The sequence below is a fragment of the Allobosea sp. RIT-PG3_2 genome (assembly GCF_057321085.1).
In genome coordinates this window covers 187743-207894 of sequence record NZ_JBXWCA010000011.1, presented here as the reverse complement: position 1 = coordinate 207894, position 20152 = coordinate 187743, and the positions used below count along the sequence as shown (strand labels likewise).

Annotated in this window: 24 protein-coding genes; 15 read left to right on the top strand and 9 right to left on the bottom strand. The window is 66.9% G+C overall.

Translation table 11 applies throughout. The features are described 5' to 3' along the window. The 3 genes from AC2FAN_RS24855 to AC2FAN_RS24845 form a co-directional block, all read left to right on the top strand. Nucleotides 1-202, top strand: a 202-nt coding sequence (locus AC2FAN_RS24855; RefSeq protein ID WP_485176753.1) for a hypothetical protein, incomplete at its 5' end; no start/stop codon positions are given. A 299-nt stretch (nucleotides 203-501) separates the two neighbouring features. Further along, nucleotides 502-2523 (top strand): peptidoglycan DD-metalloendopeptidase family protein, encoded by a 2022-nt coding sequence (locus AC2FAN_RS24850; protein ID WP_485176752.1) that lies wholly within the window; start codon nucleotides 502-504, stop codon nucleotides 2521-2523. Nucleotides 2524-2638: 115 nt separating this feature from the next. Beyond that, the gene (locus AC2FAN_RS24845) at nucleotides 2639-3556 is read left to right on the top strand and encodes an AEC family transporter (protein ID WP_265050857.1); all 918 of its coding nucleotides are present in this window, start codon (nucleotides 2639-2641) and stop codon (nucleotides 3554-3556) included. Between the two features lie 5 nt (nucleotides 3557-3561). Here the strand turns inward: AC2FAN_RS24845 and gluQRS are convergent, their stop codons facing one another. After that, entirely contained in the window at nucleotides 3562-4458 is an 897-nt protein-coding gene (gene gluQRS / locus AC2FAN_RS24840) for a tRNA glutamyl-Q(34) synthetase GluQRS (RefSeq protein WP_485176750.1), read from the bottom strand. Nucleotides 4459-4532: 74 nt separating this feature from the next. Between gluQRS and AC2FAN_RS24835 the strand changes: the two genes are divergently transcribed. Next, the gene (locus AC2FAN_RS24835; RefSeq protein ID WP_485176758.1) at nucleotides 4533-5192 is read left to right on the top strand and encodes a DNA-3-methyladenine glycosylase family protein; all 660 of its coding nucleotides are present in this window, start codon (nucleotides 4533-4535) and stop codon (nucleotides 5190-5192) included. Nucleotides 5193-5201: 9 nt separating this feature from the next. Here the strand turns inward: AC2FAN_RS24835 and AC2FAN_RS24830 are convergent, their stop codons facing one another. Beyond that, complete coding sequence (locus tag AC2FAN_RS24830; RefSeq protein WP_485176749.1) at nucleotides 5202-5981, bottom strand: HpcH/HpaI aldolase family protein; 780 nt, start codon at nucleotides 5979-5981, stop codon at nucleotides 5202-5204. 278 nt (nucleotides 5982-6259) lie between these two features. Further along, nucleotides 6260-6583, bottom strand: coding sequence for a DUF1476 domain-containing protein (locus tag AC2FAN_RS24825; protein WP_485176748.1), 324 nt, complete (start codon nucleotides 6581-6583; stop codon nucleotides 6260-6262). Between the two features lie 320 nt (nucleotides 6584-6903). Between AC2FAN_RS24825 and purC the strand changes: the two genes are divergently transcribed. The 4 genes from purC to purQ all read left to right on the top strand — a co-directional run bounded on the left by purC (nucleotide 6904) and on the right by purQ (nucleotide 9350). After that, complete coding sequence (gene purC, locus AC2FAN_RS24820; protein ID WP_199092193.1) at nucleotides 6904-7698, top strand: phosphoribosylaminoimidazolesuccinocarboxamide synthase; 795 nt, start codon at nucleotides 6904-6906, stop codon at nucleotides 7696-7698. Between the two features lie 41 nt (nucleotides 7699-7739). Further along, entirely contained in the window at nucleotides 7740-8324 is a 585-nt protein-coding gene (locus tag AC2FAN_RS24815) for a hypothetical protein (RefSeq protein ID WP_265050862.1), read from the top strand. A gap of 84 nt (nucleotides 8325-8408) precedes the next feature. Then, on the top strand, nucleotides 8409-8651 hold the full coding sequence (gene purS / locus AC2FAN_RS24810) for a phosphoribosylformylglycinamidine synthase subunit PurS (RefSeq protein ID WP_257735086.1): 243 nt from the start codon (nucleotides 8409-8411) through the stop codon (nucleotides 8649-8651). A gap of 3 nt (nucleotides 8652-8654) precedes the next feature. After that, nucleotides 8655-9350 (top strand): phosphoribosylformylglycinamidine synthase subunit PurQ, encoded by a 696-nt coding sequence (purQ, locus tag AC2FAN_RS24805; RefSeq protein WP_485176746.1) that lies wholly within the window; start codon nucleotides 8655-8657, stop codon nucleotides 9348-9350. Here the strand turns inward: purQ and AC2FAN_RS24800 are convergent, their stop codons facing one another. The 4 genes from AC2FAN_RS24800 to AC2FAN_RS24785 form a co-directional block, all read right to left on the bottom strand. After that, a complete protein-coding gene (locus AC2FAN_RS24800) occupies nucleotides 9351-9944 on the bottom strand; it encodes a DsbE family thiol:disulfide interchange protein (protein ID WP_485176745.1) in 594 nt (197 codons plus the stop codon). After that, nucleotides 9941-10129 carry a heme exporter protein CcmD gene (gene ccmD / locus AC2FAN_RS24795; RefSeq protein WP_485176744.1) on the bottom strand — a complete coding sequence of 63 codons (189 nt, stop codon included), beginning with the start codon at nucleotides 10127-10129 and terminating at the stop codon, nucleotides 9941-9943. The genes AC2FAN_RS24800 and ccmD overlap by 4 nt, the downstream gene beginning before the upstream one ends. After that, a complete protein-coding gene (locus AC2FAN_RS24790; RefSeq protein ID WP_485176743.1) occupies nucleotides 10126-10887 on the bottom strand; it encodes a heme ABC transporter permease in 762 nt (253 codons plus the stop codon). The genes ccmD and AC2FAN_RS24790 overlap by 4 nt, the downstream gene beginning before the upstream one ends. 116 nt (nucleotides 10888-11003) lie before the next feature. Beyond that, complete coding sequence (locus tag AC2FAN_RS24785) at nucleotides 11004-11243, bottom strand: hypothetical protein (protein ID WP_265050867.1); 240 nt, start codon at nucleotides 11241-11243, stop codon at nucleotides 11004-11006. A gap of 210 nt (nucleotides 11244-11453) precedes the next feature. On the opposite strand from AC2FAN_RS24785, the gene AC2FAN_RS24780 reads away from it, so the two are divergent. After that, nucleotides 11454-11681, top strand: coding sequence for a hypothetical protein (locus AC2FAN_RS24780; RefSeq protein WP_476806893.1), 228 nt, complete (start codon nucleotides 11454-11456; stop codon nucleotides 11679-11681). Between the two features lie 2 nt (nucleotides 11682-11683). Here the strand turns inward: AC2FAN_RS24780 and ccmB are convergent, their stop codons facing one another. Both ccmB and ccmA read right to left on the bottom strand, forming a co-directional pair. After that, nucleotides 11684-12352: a heme exporter protein CcmB gene (gene ccmB, locus AC2FAN_RS24775; RefSeq protein ID WP_485176741.1), complete on the bottom strand. Its 669-nt coding sequence runs from the start codon at nucleotides 12350-12352 to the stop codon at nucleotides 11684-11686. Next, nucleotides 12349-12972: a heme ABC exporter ATP-binding protein CcmA gene (gene ccmA / locus AC2FAN_RS24770; protein WP_485176740.1), complete on the bottom strand. Its 624-nt coding sequence runs from the start codon at nucleotides 12970-12972 to the stop codon at nucleotides 12349-12351. Before ccmA ends, ccmB begins: the two co-directional genes overlap by 4 nt. Before the next feature lie 219 nt (nucleotides 12973-13191). Between ccmA and acnA the strand changes: the two genes are divergently transcribed. The 6 genes from acnA to AC2FAN_RS24740 all read left to right on the top strand — a co-directional run bounded on the left by acnA (nucleotide 13192) and on the right by AC2FAN_RS24740 (nucleotide 20152). Next, entirely contained in the window at nucleotides 13192-15891 is a 2700-nt protein-coding gene (acnA, locus tag AC2FAN_RS24765; RefSeq protein WP_485176738.1) for an aconitate hydratase AcnA, read from the top strand. A 206-nt stretch (nucleotides 15892-16097) separates the two neighbouring features. Continuing rightward, complete coding sequence (locus AC2FAN_RS24760; RefSeq protein WP_038358122.1) at nucleotides 16098-16379, top strand: acyl carrier protein; 282 nt, start codon at nucleotides 16098-16100, stop codon at nucleotides 16377-16379. 131 nt (nucleotides 16380-16510) lie between these two features. Continuing rightward, the gene (locus AC2FAN_RS24755) at nucleotides 16511-16975 is read left to right on the top strand and encodes a 3-hydroxyacyl-ACP dehydratase FabZ family protein (RefSeq protein WP_265050872.1); all 465 of its coding nucleotides are present in this window, start codon (nucleotides 16511-16513) and stop codon (nucleotides 16973-16975) included. Further along, the gene (locus AC2FAN_RS24750) at nucleotides 16972-18117 is read left to right on the top strand and encodes a beta-ketoacyl-ACP synthase (RefSeq protein ID WP_485176737.1); all 1146 of its coding nucleotides are present in this window, start codon (nucleotides 16972-16974) and stop codon (nucleotides 18115-18117) included. Before AC2FAN_RS24755 ends, AC2FAN_RS24750 begins: the two co-directional genes overlap by 4 nt. A gap of 11 nt (nucleotides 18118-18128) precedes the next feature. Further along, nucleotides 18129-19409, top strand: a complete 1281-nt coding sequence (locus AC2FAN_RS24745; protein ID WP_485176736.1) for a beta-ketoacyl-ACP synthase — start codon at nucleotides 18129-18131, stop codon at nucleotides 19407-19409. Next, complete coding sequence (locus AC2FAN_RS24740) at nucleotides 19406-20152, top strand: SDR family oxidoreductase (protein ID WP_265050875.1); 747 nt, start codon at nucleotides 19406-19408, stop codon at nucleotides 20150-20152. Before AC2FAN_RS24745 ends, AC2FAN_RS24740 begins: the two co-directional genes overlap by 4 nt.

Here is a 20152-nt window from a genome sequence, read left to right as displayed (position 1 = left end):
CACGGCCGGATCCGATGTCAACACGCTCGATGAAGTTTTTTTGACGGAGCGCATTTCAGTCGTCCAGGCGTCTGGAATGACGACTTTCCGCCTGCTTTTGCAGCTTCCCTTCCACGCAGGGCTCGGCTCCCGCTTCGGCCCCGCGTCGGGACATCGCCCCTCGCGACTGCCCACAGAGAGAATTGAGCAATCGCCTCTTTAGACAGCGCCGTAGTTCGAGCTGGATGTCGCTTGGATTTCGAGCTGGATGTCGCTTGGATATGGAAAAGCGCGCGCTCGCGTACGTGTACCGCGAGGGGGCGCTCGCGCAGCGGTTCCCAAAACAGCCGCAATCTGCCCGCACAGGAGATCGTCCACGGCTGAACGGATTGATTCCCGCTGCCGGCACGGGCATGGTCCTGGCGCGCTTTCGTCAGGACGCGTTCAAGGCATCTTCGCTGCGGCGGAGTTCGCTATCGAGGTTTCAAGACACCCCGCACGCAGCATAGCCCGCTCCGAGACATGAACGCCCATCCCGAGTTCGCACAGCCGCTCGAGCCGCTCTCCCCCGAGTCAGCGGCCCTGCTCGTCGATCTCGGCATCGAGCCGCCGATCCAGCCGGTCGATTCGCGCCAGCAGCCGCTCGACCGGCGCGGCGTCTCGCTGCGCTGGCTCTTCGCCTGCGCCCTGGTCGGGTCCTGCGGCGCGGCCTTGCTGGGTGCGGCGATCCTCGTCGCCATGCGGGGCGACACCAGTTATCCCGAGCAGCCCGAGACCGTCGCCGTGCGCTCATCCTCCGCGGCCGGGGAAGGCGGCGGCGCGCGCAAGGCCGACAAGCTGGTCGCCGACCAGCCGATCATGTCGGCCCGCCATACGCTGCGTGCACCGATGTCCCAGAAGGTCGGGAACCGCGAAGTCATCCGCGTGCGCCCCTTCGTCCGGCTTGCATCGGACCTGTCGCTGACCACCGGCGTGTATGCGAGCAACATCCCGCCCTTCAATCCACTTCGCCTTTTCGCCGAAGGCGGACAGCCGGAAGAGCGGTATGCCGAGCCGGCCCAGGATATGCCCGACGCCGACGTCACCATCGTCAAGCGCGATCTCGGCGATATCGTCATCCCCGCGGGCAAGCCGCAGCTGAGCGATACCGACGTCATCTCCCAGATCGAGGAAGAGCGCGCGAACCTGGCGAATTCGGGCCGCCAGCGCGCCCTGCCGATCCCGCCGCAGCTGATGCTCAGCCGCACCCTGACCGGCGGGGCCGTCGGTGGCGGCGATATCCTCGCCTATGCGCCGGCAACCGATACGCGCTTTTCCGGCATCGAAGTCCGCGTCGTTCCCGAGAACGTCACCAACGCACCGAAGACGCCGATTCCGGCCTCCCGCGAGCCGCTCGTCGAGGACAAGCTGGTGATGGCCAAGCGCGGCGAGAACTTCGAGCAGGTCATGCGCGGCACCGGCGCCACGCCCGAGCAGATCCGCACCATGATCACGGCCTTCGGCGGCAAGGTCCGGACCACCGCCCTGCCCGACGGCCAGGTCCTTCAAGTCCTCTACGCACCCGGTCCGCGCCCCGGCGATGCGCGCCAGATCATGCGTGTCTCGCTGCTGAGCAACGGCCAGCCGGATGGCATGATCGCCATGAACGACAAGGGCGCCTTCGTCGCCGTCGACCTGCCGCGTCAGAATCTGGCCATCCCGCGGCCGCAACGGCAGGAGACCGAGGAAGAGGACGAGAATGAGGGCGCCGGTGGCGCACGACTCTATGAGAGCCTCTACGAGACCGGCGCGCGCCACGATCTCCCGCGGCCGCTCATCGACGAGCTCGTCCGCATCTTCTCCTACGATCTCGATTTCCAGCAGCGCGTCCATGGCGGCGACAATCTGGAGGTGATCTTCACCGACGAGGACGAGGGTGAGCGGGCCGAGATCCTTTCCGCGTCGCTGACGGTGAATGGCGAGACGCGCCGGGTCTTCCGCTACCAGGCGCCGGATGACGGGCTGATCGAGTATTTCGACGACGAGGGCAAATCGCTGAAGAAGTTCCTGCTGCGCAAGCCGATCGCCGATGGCGAGCTGCGCTCGGGCTTCGGCATGCGCTACCACCCGATCATGCGCTATTCGAAGATGCATACCGGCATCGACTGGGCCAACCGGATCGGTACCCCGATCCTCGCCGCCGGCAACGGCGTCGTCACCAAGGCGGGCTGGTCCTCAGGCTACGGCAAGCACACCGAGATCCAGCACGCCAACGGCTACGTCACCACCTATTCGCACCAGTCGAACTTCGCCTCCGGCATCGTGCCCGGCGCCAAGGTCCGCCAGGGCCAGATCATCGGCTATCTCGGCTCCACCGGCCTGTCGACCGGCCCGCATCTGCATTACGAGGTGCTGGTCAACGGCAACTTCGTCAATCCGATGAAGATTCGCGTGCCCCGCGGGCGTGAGCTGCAGGGTCCGACCCTCGGCGAATTCAAGCGCCAGCGCGACGAGATTCGCGGCCTCATCGAGAAGGCGGGCGGAGCTGTCGCACAGTTGCGCTGAGCGCATGCCCGCCTGGCAATCGGGCGCTCGCCACGCTTCTACCGCTTGACACCATCGCCTTGAGACGACACCGCCTGATCAGGCGCCTTTCTCTCGTGATGCGGGTCCCCCGCCGATGCTCGCTTCCCTTCTCGTCGTCCTGCCCGTCTTCGGACTGATCGGCCTCGGCTATGTCGCCCGCTGGACGAAGCTCCTGCGCGAAACGACGGGCGAGGGCCTGTCCGATTTCGTCTTCGTGCTGGCCGTTCCCTGCCTGCTGTTCCGGACGCTGGCCAAGGCGGACATTCCGGTGACCCAGCCCTGGGGCTACTGGATCGCCTATTTCGCGGGGCTCGCGGTGGTCTGGGCGCTGGCGATGCTGATCGCCAGCAAGTTCTTCGCGCGGAAGGGACCGGAGCTGGTGGTCTCCGGCTTCGCGGCCGCGCAGTCGAACACGGTTTTCGTTGGCGTCCCGATGATCCTGAAGGCCTATGGCGATGCCGGCGCGGTGCCGCTCGGCCTTCTGCTCGCCATCCATCTTCCCGTGACGATGACGGTCGCGACGCTGTTGGCCGAAGGCCGCTCCGCCTCGGTGCCGCAGCTGATCAAGCGGCTCTTCACCCACCCGATCATCATCGGCATTCTCCTCGGCTCCGCCGTGCGCCCCTTCATCGGCCTAATTCCGGAGCCGGCCTGGACGCTGGTCGATCTGCTGGCGGGAGCAGCCGTTCCCTGCGCGCTGATCAGCCTCGGCATCGCCATGCGCCGCTACGGGCTGGAATCGGGCCTCGCCCTGCCGGCCGTGCTGAGCGGGCTGAAACTCGGCCTGCACCCGCTGCTGGTCTATTGGCTCGCGACGAAGGTCTTCGAGATGCCGGCCCATTGGTCCGGCGTCGCCGTGCTGTTCGCGGCCTGTCCCTGTGGCATCAACGCCTATCTCTTCGCCGAGCGCTACCGGCAGGGCGTCGCCGATGCGTCGAGCGCGATCACGCTTTCGACCCTGCTGTCGCTGTTCACGACCGCGGCTTGGCTGACCTATCTCGGCGTCGGCTGATTCGTTCAGGCGAAGCCGAGCCGCCGCCGGATTTCGGCCGGCCCGACGCCATCTGCTCTCAGCTCCGCGAGGCTTTCCGACCGCCGGCTCTTGGCGAGCTTGCGCCCGTCATCGTCGAGCAGCAGGCGATGAAAATGATAGAGCGGTGTCGGCAGCCCGAGCAGGCGCTGCAGCACGACATGGATATCGGTCGCGGCTTCGAGGTCGCGGCCGCGCACGACACGCGTCACGCCTTGCAAGCCGTCGTCGACGACGACCGCAAGGTGGTAGCTCGTCGGCACGTCCTTGCGCGCGAGCACGATATCGCCCCAGCGTCCGGGCCTGGCCGGTGCGACCTGGCTGGAACCTGCAGCGTCGAAAACCGTGTAGCTCAGCCCCTCCCCGGCCAACGCAATGGCGCTGGACATATCGAGACGCAGCACATGCGCATGGCCGGCCGCCACACGCATGGCCGCTTCGTTCGGATCCAGTACCTTGCAACGGCCGGGATAAAGGGGCGCGCCATCGGGATCGAGTGGCCAGGGCTGCCCGGATGCCGCTTCGCGCTCCGTCACTTCGGCACGAATCTCTTGCCGCGAGCAGAAGCAGGGATAGACCAGCCCACGCGCCTGCAGGACACCGAGAGCCTCCGCGTAATCGTCGAAATGCTGCGATTGCCTGCGGATATCCGGCTCGAAGGCGATCCCGAGCCAATCGAGGTCCGCGACGATCCCTTCGACGAATTCCGGCCTCGAGCGGGTGAGATCGATATCCTCGATCCGCAGCAGGAGATGCCCGCCCGCCTGCCGGGCAAGCGCCTCGTTGGTCAGCGCCGAAAGGGCATGGCCGAGATGCAGCCTCCCGTTCGGGCTCGGCGCGAAGCGGAAGACCGGTTTGCCGGAATCGGGTGGAATGGACGCCATCGGCCCTGTCTAGGGATTGCCATGCCGCGCGCCAAGCGGCCCCCTCGCTGCTGACGCAACCCGGCTCCTGCGCCATCAAGGCTCTCGTCATGACCGAACGAATCACCTGCGACAGCGATCTCGAAGAAGGCATGGCAGCTCTGGCCGCGATGCATCCGCATTGGAACGCCGTCGTCGCGCGCACCGGCCTGCCCCCGCTCAGGTTGCGCGAAGGCGGCTTCCCCGGCCTCGCCGCCATCATCGTCTCGCAGCAATTGTCGGTCGCGAGCGCCCGCGCCGTCTGGAACCGCTTCGAAAGCGTCTTCGTCCCGCTGACGCCGGAACGGGTGCTGGCTGCGACCGACGACGATATGCGCCTCTCCGGCCTGTCGCGGCCGAAACAGCGCACGCTGCTCGCCCTCGCCGCCGCGCTTGCCGAGAAGCGCTTCGCCTTCGAGGCGCTCGAGCAGGCAACCCCGGAAGAGGTCCACGCCCGGATGACGGCGATCTCCGGCATCGGCCCGTGGACGGCCGATGTCTATCTCTTGTTCTGCCTCGGCCATCGCGACGGCTTCGCTGCCGGCGATCTCGCCATTCAGGAAGCCGCCCGCCATGCCTTCGGCCTCGCGGAGCGGCCGAAGCCGGTGGAGCTCCAGGCCATGGCGGAGGCCTGGCGGCCCTGGCGCGGCGTCGCGGCGCGATTGCTCTGGGCCTATTACGCCGTCCTGAAGCGCCGCGAGGGTATCAACGCCTGATAGCGCGCTCTAGCTGCGCACGATCTTCAGGGCCGTCTGCGTCGCCGCGCGCAGCAGGGCCGAATCGCTCATCACCGTGACCATGCGCGCACCCATGGCGAGACCCTGCTTGGCCCGCTCGGCCGTCGCCGCATAGAGCGCGACCGGCTTGTTGACGGCGGAGGCCCGGGCGACGACGTGCTTCAGCGCCTCGTCCACTTCGGGCGCCGTCGCATCGACTTGCGCGCCGCCGGACAGCGCGATCGACAGATCGGACGGGCCCACGAACAGGGCGTCGATGCCGTCCAGAGCGAGGATGTCGTCGACGATCGCCATCGCCTCGCGCGTCTCGATCATCGCGAAGGTCATGGAGAAGCCGTTGGCCGCCTTGAGATAGGCGTTCTGGTCGAGGCCGGAGGCGATCAGGCCGCCATAGCTGCCCCAGCTGCGCTCGCCCATCGGCGGATATTTGGCATAGGCGGCGAAGCGGCGCGCATCCTCCATGGTGTTGATCATCGGCGCGATCACACCGGAAACGCCGGAATCGAACAGCTTCGAGACGTTCTGGAACTCGCCGACCGGAATGCGCGCAAGCGCCGGCTTGCCGGCCGCATTGATCAGCGGGATCGCGCGGATGACTTCGCCCAGCGTGATCGGCCCGTGCTGCATGTCGAGCGTGATCGCGTCGAAATCCTCCTGCGCCAGGATCGCCGAGATCGAGGGATCGGGCAGGCCGCACCAGGCCGAGACGACGCTGTCGCCCTTGGCGAAGCGGTCGGCGAGGGAAGAGAGGACGGTGGGTTTGGCCATGGTGCGTTCATCCGTTCAAAGCCCGCGCTTCAGACGGCGCGGCGGCTTTCGCACGTTGGACCGGCCCGGCCCGGAAATGCAAACGGGCGCCCATGCGCCCGTTTCAGAGACGTCCTGCGTCTGCCGGGATGCGCCCGGGAGCCTGATTGAGAATTCGCTGCGGAGAGTCAAATGGCGGCGTCTTCGAGAACGGAGCGGAGCGTACCGGAGTACTTGAGCACCGGAAGCGCAGAAAACGCCGTCAGTTGGCCGCCACAGTAGAATTCTCGATCAGTCTCTCAGCGACCGGCCTGGATATCCTCGGCCGCCTTGATCAGCAGCTCGGTCATCACCGTGCGGATCTCGCTGTCGGACGCATTGACGTTGGCCAGCACGAAGTCGTTCTTGACCTTGCGCACCACATCCTCGTCGCCGGCCTCCTCGAAATCGGCAACGACGACAGACTTGGCATAGGCATCCGCATCGGCACCGCTCTTGCCGAGCTTCTCGGCGGCCCAGAGCCCGAGCAGCTTGTTGCGCCGGGCGGTCGCCTTGAAGCGCAGCTCCTCGTCATGGGCGAACTTGTTCTCGAAGGCGTCCTTGCGCTGATCGAAGGTCGTCATGCGGCGTCCATATCCTCTCGCGGGCGGGAATTCCTGTATGTCCGACCATATAGGGTGTCGGCGCGGCGAGAGCCAGCCTCCCGCCGGATTCAGCCGCGCTTAAGCCTTCTGGAGCCTCCGAAAGGCGTTTTGTTGCGTTTGCGGCCGAGACACTCCATATAGCAGGCGCTGCAGGTGCCTTCGGGCACCCTATGCACAACCGGCGCCTGTGCCGGCCCGAAGATCGATCCCCATGGGATCGCCGGGTTGTGCTACAAGACCGACAGTTCAGGGGCCAAGATCCCGCCGCGACCTCATCGCGTCCAGAGAAGGGCCGACCTTTGGATTTCCTCAAGCCACGGTACATCCCCATGAATCGCCGCCGTCGCATCTACGAAGGCAAGGCGAAGGTCCTCTATGAAGGACCCGAGCCCGGTACGCTGATCCAGCATTTCAAGGATGACGCGACCGCCTTCAATGCCAAGAAGCATGAAGTGATCGATGGCAAGGGCGTGCTCAACAACCGCATCTCCGAGCACATCTTCTCGAATCTGAACGATATCGGCGTGCCCACGCATTTCATCCGCCGGCTGAACATGCGCGAGCAGCTCATCCGCGAGGTCGAGATCATCCCGCTCGAAGTCGTGGTGCGCAACATCGCCGCCGGCTCGCTGGCGACCCGCCTCGGCCTCGAGGAGGGCACGCAGCTGCCGCGCTCGATCATCGAGTTCTACTACAAGAACGATGCGCTCAACGACCCGATGGTCTCGGAAGAGCACATCACCGCCTTCGGCTGGGCCACGCCGCAGGAGATCGACGACATCATGGCGCTGGCGATCCGCGTCAACGACTTCCTCTCCGGCCTCTTCCTCGGCGCCGGCATCCGCCTCGTCGATTTCAAGATGGAGACCGGCCGGCTCTGGGAAGGCGAGATGATGCGCATCGTCGTCGCCGACGAGATCAGCCCGGATTCGTGCCGGCTCTGGGACATCAAGTCGAAGGACAAGATGGACAAGGACCGCTTCCGCCGCGACATGGGCGGCCTGATCGAGGCTTACTCGGAAGTCGCCCGCCGTCTCGGCATCCTCGGCGAGAACGAGAACCCCGGCCCGACCGGACCGCGCCTGGTGCAGTGAGCGTCGTCACCCGGCCACAATCGCAGATGAAGCGGGAGCGCATGCGCTCCCGTTTTCATGTCGCGACCCTGATTCTCGCTGCCGGCCTGCTGCTCGCCGGCTGCACGAACCAGTTCGGCGCCGGGATCGCCGACCTGCCGGCCTCGGAGGGCTGGAACCGGCTGCCGATCGGCTCCTGGGTGCTGAATGACGGGCTGGAAGCCCGCGCGATGGTTTTCTGCCCGCGCGAAGCTTGTGTCCAGCAGGGCTTCGCCGCGGTGATCGCCCTTGAAGGTGAACAGGCCAGGCAGATGGAGCAGGCCCTGTCCGAAAGCCCGGCGCGCCTTGGACAGGCCTTCGCCCAGATGGCGGCAGCGAAGGCGGCCGAACGCCGCAAGGCCCAGCGGAACCAGAAGAGGAAGGCCGAGCCGAAGGCGGCCCGCAGCGCGACGGATGTCGCCCGGTTCGATTCGGCGGAAGCGCGCGGCATCCTCGTCACCATCCGCTCGCTCGATACGCCCGGCCGAGAGGCCGTCACCGCCATCCTCTATGCCCGCGAGGCCGACAAGCTGGTCGTCGCGCTCGCCATAAGCGACAGGGCGGACGCCGCCCGCCGCGACGCGGAAGCCGCCTGGCGCAGCCGCTGATTCACGTGAAACGGCGGGAAACGGTTGAGCCCGCCCCGATTCATCGTTAAGGCACGCCCCAACAGCGCTCGTCCGGAGATCCCCATGAAAGCCCGCGTCACCGTCACCCTGAAGAACGGCGTGCTCGATCCGCAGGGCAAGGCGATCGAAGGTGCGCTGAAGTCGCTCGGCATCGACGGCGTCGATTCGGTTCGCCAGGGCAAGGTCTTCGACATCGAGCTCTCGGGCTCGGACAAGGCCGCCGCCGAGGCCGCGCTCAAGGCAGCCTGCGACAAGCTCCTCGCCAACACCGTGATCGAGAACTATCGCGTCGAGATCGGAGCCTGAGCGATGAAGGCCGCCGTCATCACCTTTCCCGGCTCCAACCGTGACGGCGACGTCGCCAAGGCGCTGAAGCAGGCCGGCGCCGAAGTCGCCCATGTCTGGCACGGCGATACCGAGCTGCCGGCCGGGACCGATCTGGTCGTGCTGCCGGGAGGCTTCTCCTATGGCGACTATCTGCGCACCGGCGCCATCGCCGGCCGCGCCCACATCATGGACGCAACCCGCGCCCACGCCGCCCGCGGCGGCTATGTGCTCGGCATCTGCAACGGCTTCCAGATTGCCTGCGAGGCGGGCCTTCTGCCCGGCATCCTCGTGCGCAACGCGCATCTGAAATTCGTCTGCAAGCGCCAGCACCTCACGGTCGAGCGCAACGACACGCCCTATACCCGCGCCTATGCCAAGGGGCAGGCGATCGATGTCTGCATCGCACATGGCGAGGGTAACTACATCGCCGATGCGCAGACGCTGGCACGCCTTGAGGGCGAGGGCCTCGTCGCCTTCCGCTACGCCGATGCCGACGGCAAGGTCACGGCCGAAGCGAACCCGAACGGCTCGCTGAACAACATCGCCGGCATCTATTCGCCCAGCTTCAACGTGCTCGGCCTGATGCCGCATCCGGAGAATCTGATCGATTCGCTGGTCGGCGGCACCGATGGGCGCGGCCTGTTCGAGAGCCTTGTCTCCAGCCGCAAGGCAGCGTGATCAGCGCGCCTTCAGCGCCCGCGCGAGCAGCTTCGCCGCAGACGCCTGGTCGAGCGGGCCCACATGCTTGTCGAGAATGCGCCCGTCCGGCCCGATGACGAAGGTTTCGGGCACGCCGTAGACGCCCCATTCGATCGCCGAGCGCCCGCTGCGATCGACGCCGACGGCCGAGAACGGGTTGCCGAGCGCGCCGAGGAAGCGGCGGGCATTCTCCGCCTCGTCCTTGTAGTTCATCCCGACCAGCGCGACCTTGCCCTGCTTCACGGCGTCCGTTTCGGCGAGGCCAACGAGCACGGGATGCTCGACCCGGCAGGGCGCGCACCAGCTCGCAAAGACGTTGACCAACGTCGCCCGCCCCTTGGCCAAGTCGGCATTGCCGAAGGCCGGCACCGGCTGCCCGTCGCGCTGCAGGCCTTCCAATGGCGTGAGCGTGATCGCGGGGGCGACGCGCCCGACCAGCGCGGACGGAACCTTGCTGGCATCGCCCGAGAACAGGCCGATGCCGAAGACGATCGCCAGCGCGCCGAAGATGATCAGCGGCACGAGGAAGACGAGCGGCGAACGGCGCGGAGGCAGGGCCTCGATCTGGCTCATGATGCCTCCCGGCCCGAACGGCGGCGGCCAGCTCCGCGCTGCTCCAGCGCGTCGAGCGCGCGCTTCTGGGCGCGGTGATCGCGCAGGATCGCCAGCGCCAGCCCGGCGAGGATGATCACGGCCGCGCCATAGGATGCGAGGATGAAGCCGGCATGCGGCCCGAGGCTGTCCGTGAGTGCGGTCATGCCGGCACGCCCTGCGACGCGAGCCGGTCGAGCCGCTCCGCTTCGAGGATCGTCAGCGTCCGCACGCGCCGGCGCATGATCTCGGCGCGCATCGCGACCATATGCAGCGCCAGCGCGAACAGCGTGAAGCCGATGGCGAGGATCAGCAGCGGCCACAGCATGGAGGGATGGATCGTCGGCCCGCCCAGGCGCAGTACCGAGGCCGGCTGGTGCAGCGTGTTCCACCAGTCGACCGAGAACTTGATGATCGGCACATTGACGAAGCCGACCAGCGTCAGGATGGCGACGGCGCGCGCCGCGCGCGACGGCTCGTCCAGTACGCGCCAGAGCGCGATAATGCCGAGATAGACCAGCAGCAGCACGAGGACGGAGGTCAGCCGCGCGTCCCATACCCAGTATGTGCCCCACATCGGCTTGCCCCAGAGCGCGCCAGTGATCAGGCAGACCAGCGCGAAGCACGCACCGATCGGCGCCGCCGCCTTCTGCGCGACATCCGCCAGGGGGTGGCGCCAGACCAGTGTGCCGAGCGCCGAGAGCGCCATCAGCGAATAGAACATCATCGCCAGCCAGGCGGCGGGCACATGGATGAACATGATCCGGATCGTCTCGCCCTGCTGGTAATCGGCCGGCGCCACGAACCAGGCGAGATAGAGACCGACGGCGATAAGCAGCAGCGACGCCCCTGCCACCCAAGGCAGGATCGTTGCGGAAAAGCGCATGAAGCGCGTCGGATTGGCCAGATCGATAAGGCGTTGCATGGCGTCGCGGAGCGTCGTTATCGCAGGAAACCGCGTCGAGCGGACGCGGCCCTGATCTAGCAATCGCCTCGGTCCCGCGCAATCGGCCGCATCGGCGCTGCGACAATCGGGCTGAATCAAGCCTCTTCGTCGGACGAAGCTTCAGCTCCCCGGCGGTCGACAATGCCGAATTCCTGAGAACGGACACCTTCGCCCGCGAGGTCGAAGCCCTCGGCCGCGAGGCCGCGTCGCAACAACTCACGCACCGCCGCGGCTCTGCTCGGCATGCGCTTTTCGAAGCGCCAGTTTTCCAGCGCTCGCAGCTCTTCCTGGCTCAGCATCACTTGCAGGCGCTCGGCGCGTTCGTCTTCCATCATCTTACTGCGACCACGTCGAATGAGTAAGTGATGTTAACAACGCAAACGGCGTGGATGCAAGCGCTGACGCTTGCGGTGCCCCCGCCTCAGTCGGCGCCGATTCGGCCAGCTTCTAATTTTGCTAAGTTATTGAATATAATGATTTTTGTCAGTTATTGGCTTGCTTGGCGGACCTGTCTGGGCTAAACCTCGCTCGTTAGGAGAGCGATGATGTTGATCAAATTGTCGGATGATATGCAGCGCGCCGTGGAGCTGAAGGTGCGTAGCCGTATCGACGAGACACCCGTGCTCGACGTGAACGCCACCGCCGAGGAAATCCGCATGATTTTCGCAGAGCGCAACGTGGCGCGTGAGGACATAGCGGCCTCCGTCGCTCAGTTCGCAACGCAATGCGGCTTCCCGATCGCGTTCGTGGCGCTGGCGCCGCCCCGCGACTGAGCCTACTCGCTCGATCTCAGCGCCGCAGCCGCGGCGACTGTGCCAATCACGACAGCCGCGAGCGAAATCGCGCACAGGATAAGGAAGGGCGTCAGGAATGGCACCGTGCCGCCCTGCGCCGCGTTTGCCGCCGAAACCCCGAAGATCAGCACCGGCACGGTCAGCGGTGCCACCAGCACCGGCACGATCAGCCCCCCGCGCCTGAGGCTTGCGGCGAGCGCGGCACCGGCAGCGCCGATGAAGCTGAGCGCCGGCGTGCCGACCAGCAAGGTCGCGATCAACGGCAGCACGCCCTCGCCCGGTAACGCCACGAGCAGGCCAAGCAGCGGCGAGACCAGCGCCAGTGGCAGCCCTGTCGTCAGCCAGTGCGCCAGCCCCTTGGCCAGCACCGCCAGTTCGAGCGGCAGCGCCGAGGCACGGATCAGGTCGAGCGAGCCGTCTTCCTCGTCGCTCTGAAACAGCCGGTCGAGCCCGATCAGCACCGAGAGCAGCGCGCCTAGCCAGAGAATCGCCGGCCCGATCCGTGACAGCAGATTGAGATCGGGCCCGAGCGCGAAGGGGACGAGCACCACCAGAGTCAGGAAGAAGACGAGCGCCAGCTCGCCCCCGCCGCCGGCCCGCGACGCCAGCGCAAGATCGCGCCTGAGGATGGCAAGGAAGGCGCGGTTCATGCGCCGATCCTGAGTTCGCGCGCGCCGTCGAGGCCGAGCGGACCGTGCGTCGCCGCGAGGATAGCGCCGCCCGCGAGCAGATGATCGCGCATCAACCGGGCAAGCATGGTCTGGGAGGCCGCATCGAGCGCCGACATCGGCTCGTCGAGCAGCCAGTAGGGCCGGCGCGAGATTAGAAGCCGCGCCAGCGCCACGCGCCGCCTTTGCCCCGCCGACAGGTAACCGACGGGCAACTCGGCCGCGTGAGCGAGGCCGACCGTCGCCAGCGCCTCCCTGGGCGTCAGGGCATCGTCGCCGAGCACCGCCTGGGCGAATACGAGGTTCTCCTGCGCCGTCAGCGCAGTCTTGAGTCCGTCGCGATGGCCGACGAGATGCGATATCTCGGCCAGATCGGCCTCCTCATCGCCACCCTCGAGCCGGATGCTCCCGCCATCGGGCCGCAGCCGGCCGCACAACATCGCGATAAGGCTGGATTTGCCGGCGCCGTTGCGGCCGGTCAGCGCGATCGCCTCTCCGGGACCGAGATCGAAGCTCAAGCTCTCGAAGATCAGCCGGCCGCCACGGCGGCAAACGAGATTCTCGGCGCGAAGGCGTGTCGGAGGGAACGAATCTTGCGTCAAGGCAGCTCTGCCGCCCATGCATGCGACCACATTTCGTTCATCTAGCGCGCTTCTTGGAATTGCTCTATAGAACCCGCGGCTACGCCGCACGCCGATCCGGCGCGGGGCTCGGGCACTCCCGAGGCGGCGCGCGCGTCATGCGCATTAGGCCTTCGAACGGCGCTGTCCGCAAGGGCATGCCGGTCGCGACCGCAACCCCTTGATCAGGATCAAGCCCGAATGGCCTCGCTCGACTCATTCAAAGCCCGCAAGACGCTCACCGCCGGCGGCAAGACCTACACCTATTATTCCCTCCCCGATGCCGAGAAGAACGGCCTGCCGGGCATCTCGAAGCTGCCCTTCTCGATGAAGGTGCTGCTCGAGAACCTGCTGCGCTTCGAGGACGGCCGCTCGGTCACGAAGTCCGACATCGAGAACTTCGTCGGCTGGCTCGACGACAAGGGCAAGGCCGGCAAGGAGATCGGCTTCCGCCCCGCCCGCGTGCTGATGCAGGACTTCACCGGCGTGCCGGCGGTGGTCGACCTCGCCGCGATGCGCGACGGCGTCAAAGCGCTCGGCGGCGACCCGCAGAAGATCAACCCGCTCGTCCCGGTCGACCTCGTGATCGACCACTCGGTCATCGTCGACGAGTTCGGCTCGCCCAAGGCCTTCGCCCGGAACGTCGAGCTCGAATACGAGCGCAACGAGGAGCGCTACAAGTTCCTCAAATGGGGCCAGGGCGCCTTCGACAATTTCCGCGTCGTGCCGCCCGGCACCGGCATCTGCCACCAGGTCAATCTCGAATATCTCTCGCAGACGGTCTGGACCCGTAGCGAGACGATCGACGGTCAGGAGGTCGAGGTCGCCTATCCCGACACCCTCGTCGGTACCGATTCGCACACCACCATGGTCAACGGCCTCGCCGTTCTCGGCTGGGGCGTCGGCGGCATCGAGGCCGAGGCCGCGATGCTCGGCCAGCCGCAGTCGATGCTGCTGCCCGAGGTGATCGGCTTCAAGCTGACCGGCTCGCTCAGGGAAGGCATCACCGCCACCGACCTCGTGCTGACCGTCACCCAGATGCTGCGCAAGAAGGGCGTCGTCGGCAAGTTCGTCGAGTTCTTCGGCCCCGGCCTCTACAACCTGACGCTGGCCGACCGCGCCACCATCGCCAACATGGGCCCGGAATACGGCGCGACCTGCGGCTTTTTCCCGGTCGACACCGAGACGCTGGACTACCTGACGACGACCGGCCGCAAGTCCGACCGCATCGCGCTGGTCGAGGCCTACAGCAAGGCGCAAGGGCTGTTCGCCACGCCCGAGACGCCCGACCCGGTGTTCACCGACACGCTCGAGCTCGATCTCTCGACAGTGCAGCCCTCGATGGCCGGCCCGAAGCGTCCGGAAGGCCGCGTCGATCTCGGCGCCGTCGCCAAGGGCTTCGCCGCCGCGATGGAGACCGACTACAAGAAGGGCGCCGAGCTTTCGCGCCGCGTGCCGGTCGAGGGCGAGGACTTCGACCTAGGCCATGGCGACGTCGTCATCGCCGCGATCACCTCCTGCACCAACACCTCGAATCCCTCGGTGCTGATGGCGGCGGGGCTGCTCGCCCGCAAGGCAGTCGCCAAGGGCCTGACGGTGAAGCCCTGGGTCAAGACCTCGCTGGCCCCCGGCTCGCAGGTCGTCGCGGAGTATCTGGCCAAGGCCGGCCTCCAGGAGGACCTCGACAAGCTCGGCTTCAACCTGGTCGGCTTCGGCTGCACCACCTGCATCGGCAATTCCGGCCCGCTGCCGGCGCCGATCTCGAAGACGATCAACGAGAAGGGCCTGATCGCGGGCGCCGTCATCTCCGGCAACCGCAACTTCGAAGGCCGTGTCTCGCCGGACGTGCAGGCGAACTACCTGGCGTCGCCGCCGCTGGTCGTCGCCTATGCGCTCGCCGGCTCCGTCCAGATGGACCTGACGACTCAAGCCATCGGCCGCGGCTCAGACGGCAAGGACGTGTTCCTCAAGGATATCTGGCCCTCCAACAAGGAGATCCAGGACTTCATCCAGCAGAACGTCACCCGCGCGATCTTCGAGGCCAAATATGCCGACGTCTTCAAGGGCGACGAGCATTGGCAGGCCGTGAACGCGCCGACCTCCGAGACCTATGTCTGGGACGACGACTCGACCTATGTGCAGAACCCGCCCTATTTCCGCGGCATGGGCAAGCAGCCGGCGCCGATCACGGACATCAAGGGCGCCCGCATCCTCGGGCTGTTCGGCGACAAGATCACCACCGACCACATCTCTCCGGCCGGTTCGATCAAGGCGGCCTCTCCGGCCGGCGCCTATCTCACCGAGCATGGCGTCGCGGTTGCCGACTTCAACCAGTACGGCACGCGCCGCGGCAACCATGAGGTTATGATGCGGGGCACCTTCGCCAATATCCGCATCCGCAACCACATGCTTGGCCCGAACGGCCGCGAGGGCGGCTACACCATCCACTACCCGTCGAAGGAAGAGCTGCCGATCTACGACGCCTCGATGCGCTATCAGGAGGAGAAGGTCCCGTTGGTGATCTTCGCCGGCGTCGAATACGGCAACGGCTCCTCGCGCGACTGGGCGGCCAAGGGCACCAATCTGCTCGGCGTCAAGGCGGTGATCGCCCAGAGCTTCGAGCGCATCCACCGCTCGAACCTGGTCGGCATGGGCGTGGTCCCCTTCACGCTGGTCGAAGGCACGAGCTGGGCCTCGCTCGATCTCAAGGGCGACGAGTTCGTCACCATCCACGGTTTGGCGAACGTCAAGCCGCGCCAGATGATGGAAGCCGAGATCACCTATGCCGACGGCACGGTGAAGAAGGTCCCGATCCTCTGCCGCATCGATACGCTGGACGAGATCGATTACTACAAGAATGCCGGCATCCTGCATTACGTGCTGCGCGGCCTCGCCGCCTGAGCACGATCACACGGCACTGAAACGGATCATGGCCGGCGCAAGCCGGCCATGACGCATGGGGCCTTGGCCCCGGTTGTCCTCGCGCCCGCTGCAGTGTAAGGGGGCGGTCCAGTCATCCACGGCGGAGGCTTGGGGCAGGCGCTGGCGATATAGCCGCGCTCGGATGTCGTCCGCCATCATCGACAAGAGACGGGAGCACCCGCAGCATGTCCGCCACGTTCGAGACGGTCGCCGGCATCATTTCCGAAACCTGCGATATTCCGCGCGAGAAGATCACGCCGCAGAGCCACGCGATCGACGATCTCGGCATCGATTCCCTCGCCTTCCTCGACATCGCCTTCGCGATCGACAAGGCTTTCGGCATCAAGCTTCCGCTCGAGCAGTGGACGCAGGAGGTCAACGAGGGCAAGGCGCCGGCCGAGCAGTATTTCGTGCTCGAGAACCTCTGCAAGCGCATCGACGATCTGGTCGCCGCCAAGAAGGCGTAAGGCCGAGGTCGAGGCTGCCGGACTTGAGCCGGCGCCCCGCTCCCGATAGAGCATAGGGCCGCTGTGCGGATCGTTCCGATCCGTGCCGCGGCCGCGTGCCGTTCTGGCGCGCCCAGCTGGTCAAGGATCGCATGCGCCTCGAATATTTCGACATGATCGACAGGGTCGTGACCTTCGATCCGTCGCAGAAGCGCATCGTCACGCGCTCCACCGTGCCCACGCAAAGCCCGGTCTTCGAAGGACACTTCCCGGGCCACCCGCTGGTGCCGGGGGTGCTGCTGACCGAAACCATGGCGCAGGCCTCGGGCTATCTCCTGCTCGGCCTCAACGGCCTCACGCAGATGCCGTTCCTCATGACCGTCGACAAGGCCCGCTTCCGGACGTTCGTCGAACCGGAGACCGAGCTGGAAGCCAGCGCCGAACTCGTCATCGAGGGTTCGGGCTATGCGGCGACCAAGGCGAAGCTGACGAGCGGCGGCAAGCCGATCTGCGATGCCGAATTGCGCTTCCGCCTGATGCCCTTCCCCGCCGATATGCGCGCGCTCATGCAAAGCCGCATCGACGCCATCGGCCTGACGCCGGAGCCTGCGCGATGACCAGCGCCCTACCCCGCCGCGATGTGGTCATCACCGGCATCGGCATCGCCTCCAGCCTCGGCGAAGGCGTCGAGGCCCATGCCGCCGCGCTCGCTGCCGGCGGCCCGCCGATCGTCGAGACTGAGGCGTTCAAGCCCTATCCGGTCCATTCGCTGAAGGCGCTGGAGCTGGACAAGCAGATCCCGAAGAAATCCGACCAGCGCCAGATGGAGCCCTGGCAGCGCCTCGGTGTCTATACCGCCGGGCTCGCGCTCGATTCCGCCGGGCTAAAGGACGATCCCGCGGCCAAGAGCGAGCTGCAGGTCATCGTTGCCGCCGGTGGCGGCGAACGCGACCATGCCGTCGATTCCGCCATCCTGAGCGGCCTGCGCGGTGCCAACGAGCCGGGCGCCTTTCTCAACGAGCGGCTGATGGGCGATCTCAGGCCCACGCTCTTCCTGGCCCAACTCTCGAACCTGCTGGCCGGCAACATCGCCATCGTCCATGGCGTCACCGGCGCCTCACGCACCTTCATGGGCGAGGAACAGGCCGGCGTCGACGCGATCCGCACCGCCCATGCCCGCATCGCGTCGGGCCAGTCGGACCTGATGCTCGTTGGCGGCGCCTACAACGCCGAGCGCCGCGACATGCTGCTGCTCTTAGAGCTAGGCGGCTATCTGCGCCATGACAGCTTTGCCCCCGTCTTTGAACGCGAGGACGCTCCCGGCCTCATCACCGGCAGTGCCGGCGCCTTCCTCGTGCTTGAAGCAGCCGAGCGGGCCGCGGCGCGCGGCGCCAAGGCCTATGCCAGGCTGAGTCACGCCGGCGCCGCCCGCAGCCGTCGCACACCGGGCACGGTCGAATCCGCTTTGACGAAGCTCGTCGGCGGGTTCGGCGCCGTTGGCCCCGACAGCCTTGCCATCTCCGCCGCCACCGGCTGCGCGGGCATCACGGGCGAAGAGGCGGCGGCGCTCGCCAAGGCGGCTCCCTCCGCCAGGCGCATCGCCGCCGGCGACCTCGTCGGCCATGGCATCGAGGCGGCCTTCCCCGTCTCGATCGCGCTGGCGGCAATCGCCCTGTCAGCCGGACAGGCGAAGGAAGCCGTCGTGACCGGGGCCGGTCACTGGCGCGGCGAAGGCGCCGCGCGCCTGGTTCAAGCGTAGAGGTCGAAGCCATGAGCACGCATCGTGACGCCAAGGGTCGCCCGCTCGTCGCCGTCACCGGCCTGGGCATCGTCACCTCGCTCGGCCAGGGCAAGGACGCCAACTGGCAGGCGCTGACGGCCGGCAAGTCCGGCATCCACCGCATCGAACGCTTCCCGACCGAGGGCCTGCGCACCACGATCGGCGGCACCGTCGATTTCCTGTTCGATGGCTCCTTTACTGCCCCCCAGCTCTCCGAGAAGCTCGCCACCTTGGCGGCCGAGGAGGCGGTCGGCCAGAGCGGCATCGCCAAGGCCGGCGATTTCCCGGGCGAGCTCTTCATGGCAGTCCCGCCCGTCGAGATGGAATGGCCGCAGAAGCAGGAGCTCGCCCAGGCCATTGACGGCGAGGTCGACTATGACGGCCTGCTGCGCACCGCCGCCACCGGCAAATACGCCGCGATGCACGAACTCTTCGTGTTCGGCGGCGTCGCCGACCACATCGCCGACCGTTTCGGCACCAGGGGCTCGCCGATCTCGCTCTCGACCGCCTGCTCCTCCGGCGCGACAGCGATCCAAATGGGCGTCGAGGCGATCCGCCGCGGCGAAACTGAAGCCGCTCTCTGCATCGGAACCGACGGCTCGATCCACGCCGAGGCGCTGATCCGCTTCTCGCTGCTCTCGGCGCTCTCGACCCAGAACGACCCCGCCGAAGGCGCGGCCAAGCCCTTCTCGAAGAACCGCGACGGCTTCGTCATGGGCGAAGGAGCCGGCGCGCTGGTGCTGGAGGATTACGACCACGCGCTGGCGCGCGGCGCCACCATCCTCGGCATCGTCGCCGGCTGCGGCGAGCGTGGCGACGGCTTCCACCGCACGCGTTCGAGCCCGGACGGCAAGCCCGCCATCCTCGCCATGCAGGACGCGTTGGCGGATGCGGGACTGACGCCCGACGATGTCGACTACATCAACGCCCACGGCACATCGACGCCGGAGAACGACAAGATGGAGGCGATGAGCTGCGCCGCCGTCTTCGGCGAGCGCATGGCGAAGCTGCCGATCTCCTCCAACAAGTCGATGATCGGACACACGCTGACGGCGGCGGGCGCGGTCGAGGCGGTGATCTCCTTCCTGACCATCGCCAACGGCAAGATTCCGCCGACGATCAACTATGCCAATCCCGACCCGGCGATCACGCTCGACGTCGTGCCGAACACGGCCCGCGACGCCAAGGTGCGCACCATCATCTCCAACTCCTTCGGCTTCGGCGGCCAGAACACCTGCCTCGTGCTGACGGCGCCCCCGGAGGCGGCATGACCAAGATCCTCGTGACGGGCGGCGCCAAGGGTGTCGGCGCCGCGATCGTGCGCGCGCTGGCGGCGGCCGGCCACGATGTCGATTTCACCTTCCGCTCTTCCGCCGACCAGGCGAAGACGCTGGCGAAGGAGATCGCGACGGCCCATCCCGGCCGCACGGTGACCGCGCTGCCGCTCGATCTCTCCGACAAGGCAGCGCTCGACACCTTCTGCGAGGAGCGCGAAGGCGAGAGCTATTTCGGCCTGATTCACAATGCCGGCCAGCCCTATGATTCGCTGGCGGCGATGATGGCGCAGGACAAGGCCGAGGCCGCGATGCAGGTCAATTTCTGGGCCTTCACCCGCCTCGCCAAGAGCCTGATGCGCAACATGATCCGCGCCAGGGCCGGGCGCATCGTCGCCATAGGCTCGGTCGCGGCGCTGCGCGGCAACCCCGGCAACGCGGCCTATGCCGCCTCCAAGGGCGCGCTGATCTCCTATGCGAAGACTCTTGCCGTCGAGACCGGCAAGCGCGGCGTCACCGTCAACGTCATCGCGCCGGGCTTCGTCGACACCGACATGATGGCGCCCTATGCCGCGTATCGCGACAAGATGCAGGCGCAAATCCCGGCCGGCCGCTTCGCCAAGCCGGAGGAGGTCGCGGGCCTCGCCGCCTTCCTGATGAGCGAGCCCGCCGCCTATATCACCGGCACCGTGCTGCCGATCGACGGCGGCGTGACGGCGCATCTCGGCGTGCACCGCTAA

Excerpts from the sequence above, each read along its gene's own strand:
- AC2FAN_RS24845 (WP_265050857.1), top strand. The coding sequence starts at position 2,639 with ATGCTCGCTTCCCTTCTCGTCGTCCTGCCCGTCTTCGGACTGATCGGC.
- AC2FAN_RS24800 (WP_485176745.1), bottom strand. The coding sequence starts at position 9,944 with ATGAGCCAGATCGAGGCCCTGCCTCCGCGCCGTTCGCCGCTCGTCTTC.
- ccmB (WP_485176741.1), bottom strand. The coding sequence starts at position 12,352 with ATGAACCGCGCCTTCCTTGCCATCCTCAGGCGCGATCTTGCGCTGGCG.
- purQ (WP_485176746.1), top strand. The coding sequence starts at position 8,655 with ATGAAGGCCGCCGTCATCACCTTTCCCGGCTCCAACCGTGACGGCGAC.
- acnA (WP_485176738.1), top strand. The coding sequence starts at position 13,192 with ATGGCCTCGCTCGACTCATTCAAAGCCCGCAAGACGCTCACCGCCGGC.
- AC2FAN_RS24790 (WP_485176743.1), bottom strand. The coding sequence starts at position 10,887 with ATGCAACGCCTTATCGATCTGGCCAATCCGACGCGCTTCATGCGCTTT.
- AC2FAN_RS24830 (WP_485176749.1), bottom strand. The coding sequence starts at position 5,981 with ATGGCCAAACCCACCGTCCTCTCTTCCCTCGCCGACCGCTTCGCCAAG.
- ccmD (WP_485176744.1), bottom strand. The coding sequence starts at position 10,129 with ATGACCGCACTCACGGACAGCCTCGGGCCGCATGCCGGCTTCATCCTC.
- purS (WP_257735086.1), top strand. The coding sequence starts at position 8,409 with ATGAAAGCCCGCGTCACCGTCACCCTGAAGAACGGCGTGCTCGATCCG.
- AC2FAN_RS24760 (WP_038358122.1), top strand. The coding sequence starts at position 16,098 with ATGTCCGCCACGTTCGAGACGGTCGCCGGCATCATTTCCGAAACCTGC.
- gluQRS (WP_485176750.1), bottom strand. The coding sequence starts at position 4,458 with ATGGCGTCCATTCCACCCGATTCCGGCAAACCGGTCTTCCGCTTCGCG.
- AC2FAN_RS24815 (WP_265050862.1), top strand. The coding sequence starts at position 7,740 with ATGCGCTCCCGTTTTCATGTCGCGACCCTGATTCTCGCTGCCGGCCTG.
- AC2FAN_RS24745 (WP_485176736.1), top strand. The coding sequence starts at position 18,129 with ATGAGCACGCATCGTGACGCCAAGGGTCGCCCGCTCGTCGCCGTCACC.
- AC2FAN_RS24785 (WP_265050867.1), bottom strand. The coding sequence starts at position 11,243 with ATGATGGAAGACGAACGCGCCGAGCGCCTGCAAGTGATGCTGAGCCAG.
- AC2FAN_RS24755 (WP_265050872.1), top strand. The coding sequence starts at position 16,511 with ATGCGCCTCGAATATTTCGACATGATCGACAGGGTCGTGACCTTCGAT.
- AC2FAN_RS24850 (WP_485176752.1), top strand. The coding sequence starts at position 502 with ATGAACGCCCATCCCGAGTTCGCACAGCCGCTCGAGCCGCTCTCCCCC.
- AC2FAN_RS24825 (WP_485176748.1), bottom strand. The coding sequence starts at position 6,583 with ATGACGACCTTCGATCAGCGCAAGGACGCCTTCGAGAACAAGTTCGCC.
- AC2FAN_RS24750 (WP_485176737.1), top strand. The coding sequence starts at position 16,972 with ATGACCAGCGCCCTACCCCGCCGCGATGTGGTCATCACCGGCATCGGC.
- AC2FAN_RS24780 (WP_476806893.1), top strand. The coding sequence starts at position 11,454 with ATGTTGATCAAATTGTCGGATGATATGCAGCGCGCCGTGGAGCTGAAG.
- AC2FAN_RS24740 (WP_265050875.1), top strand. The coding sequence starts at position 19,406 with ATGACCAAGATCCTCGTGACGGGCGGCGCCAAGGGTGTCGGCGCCGCG.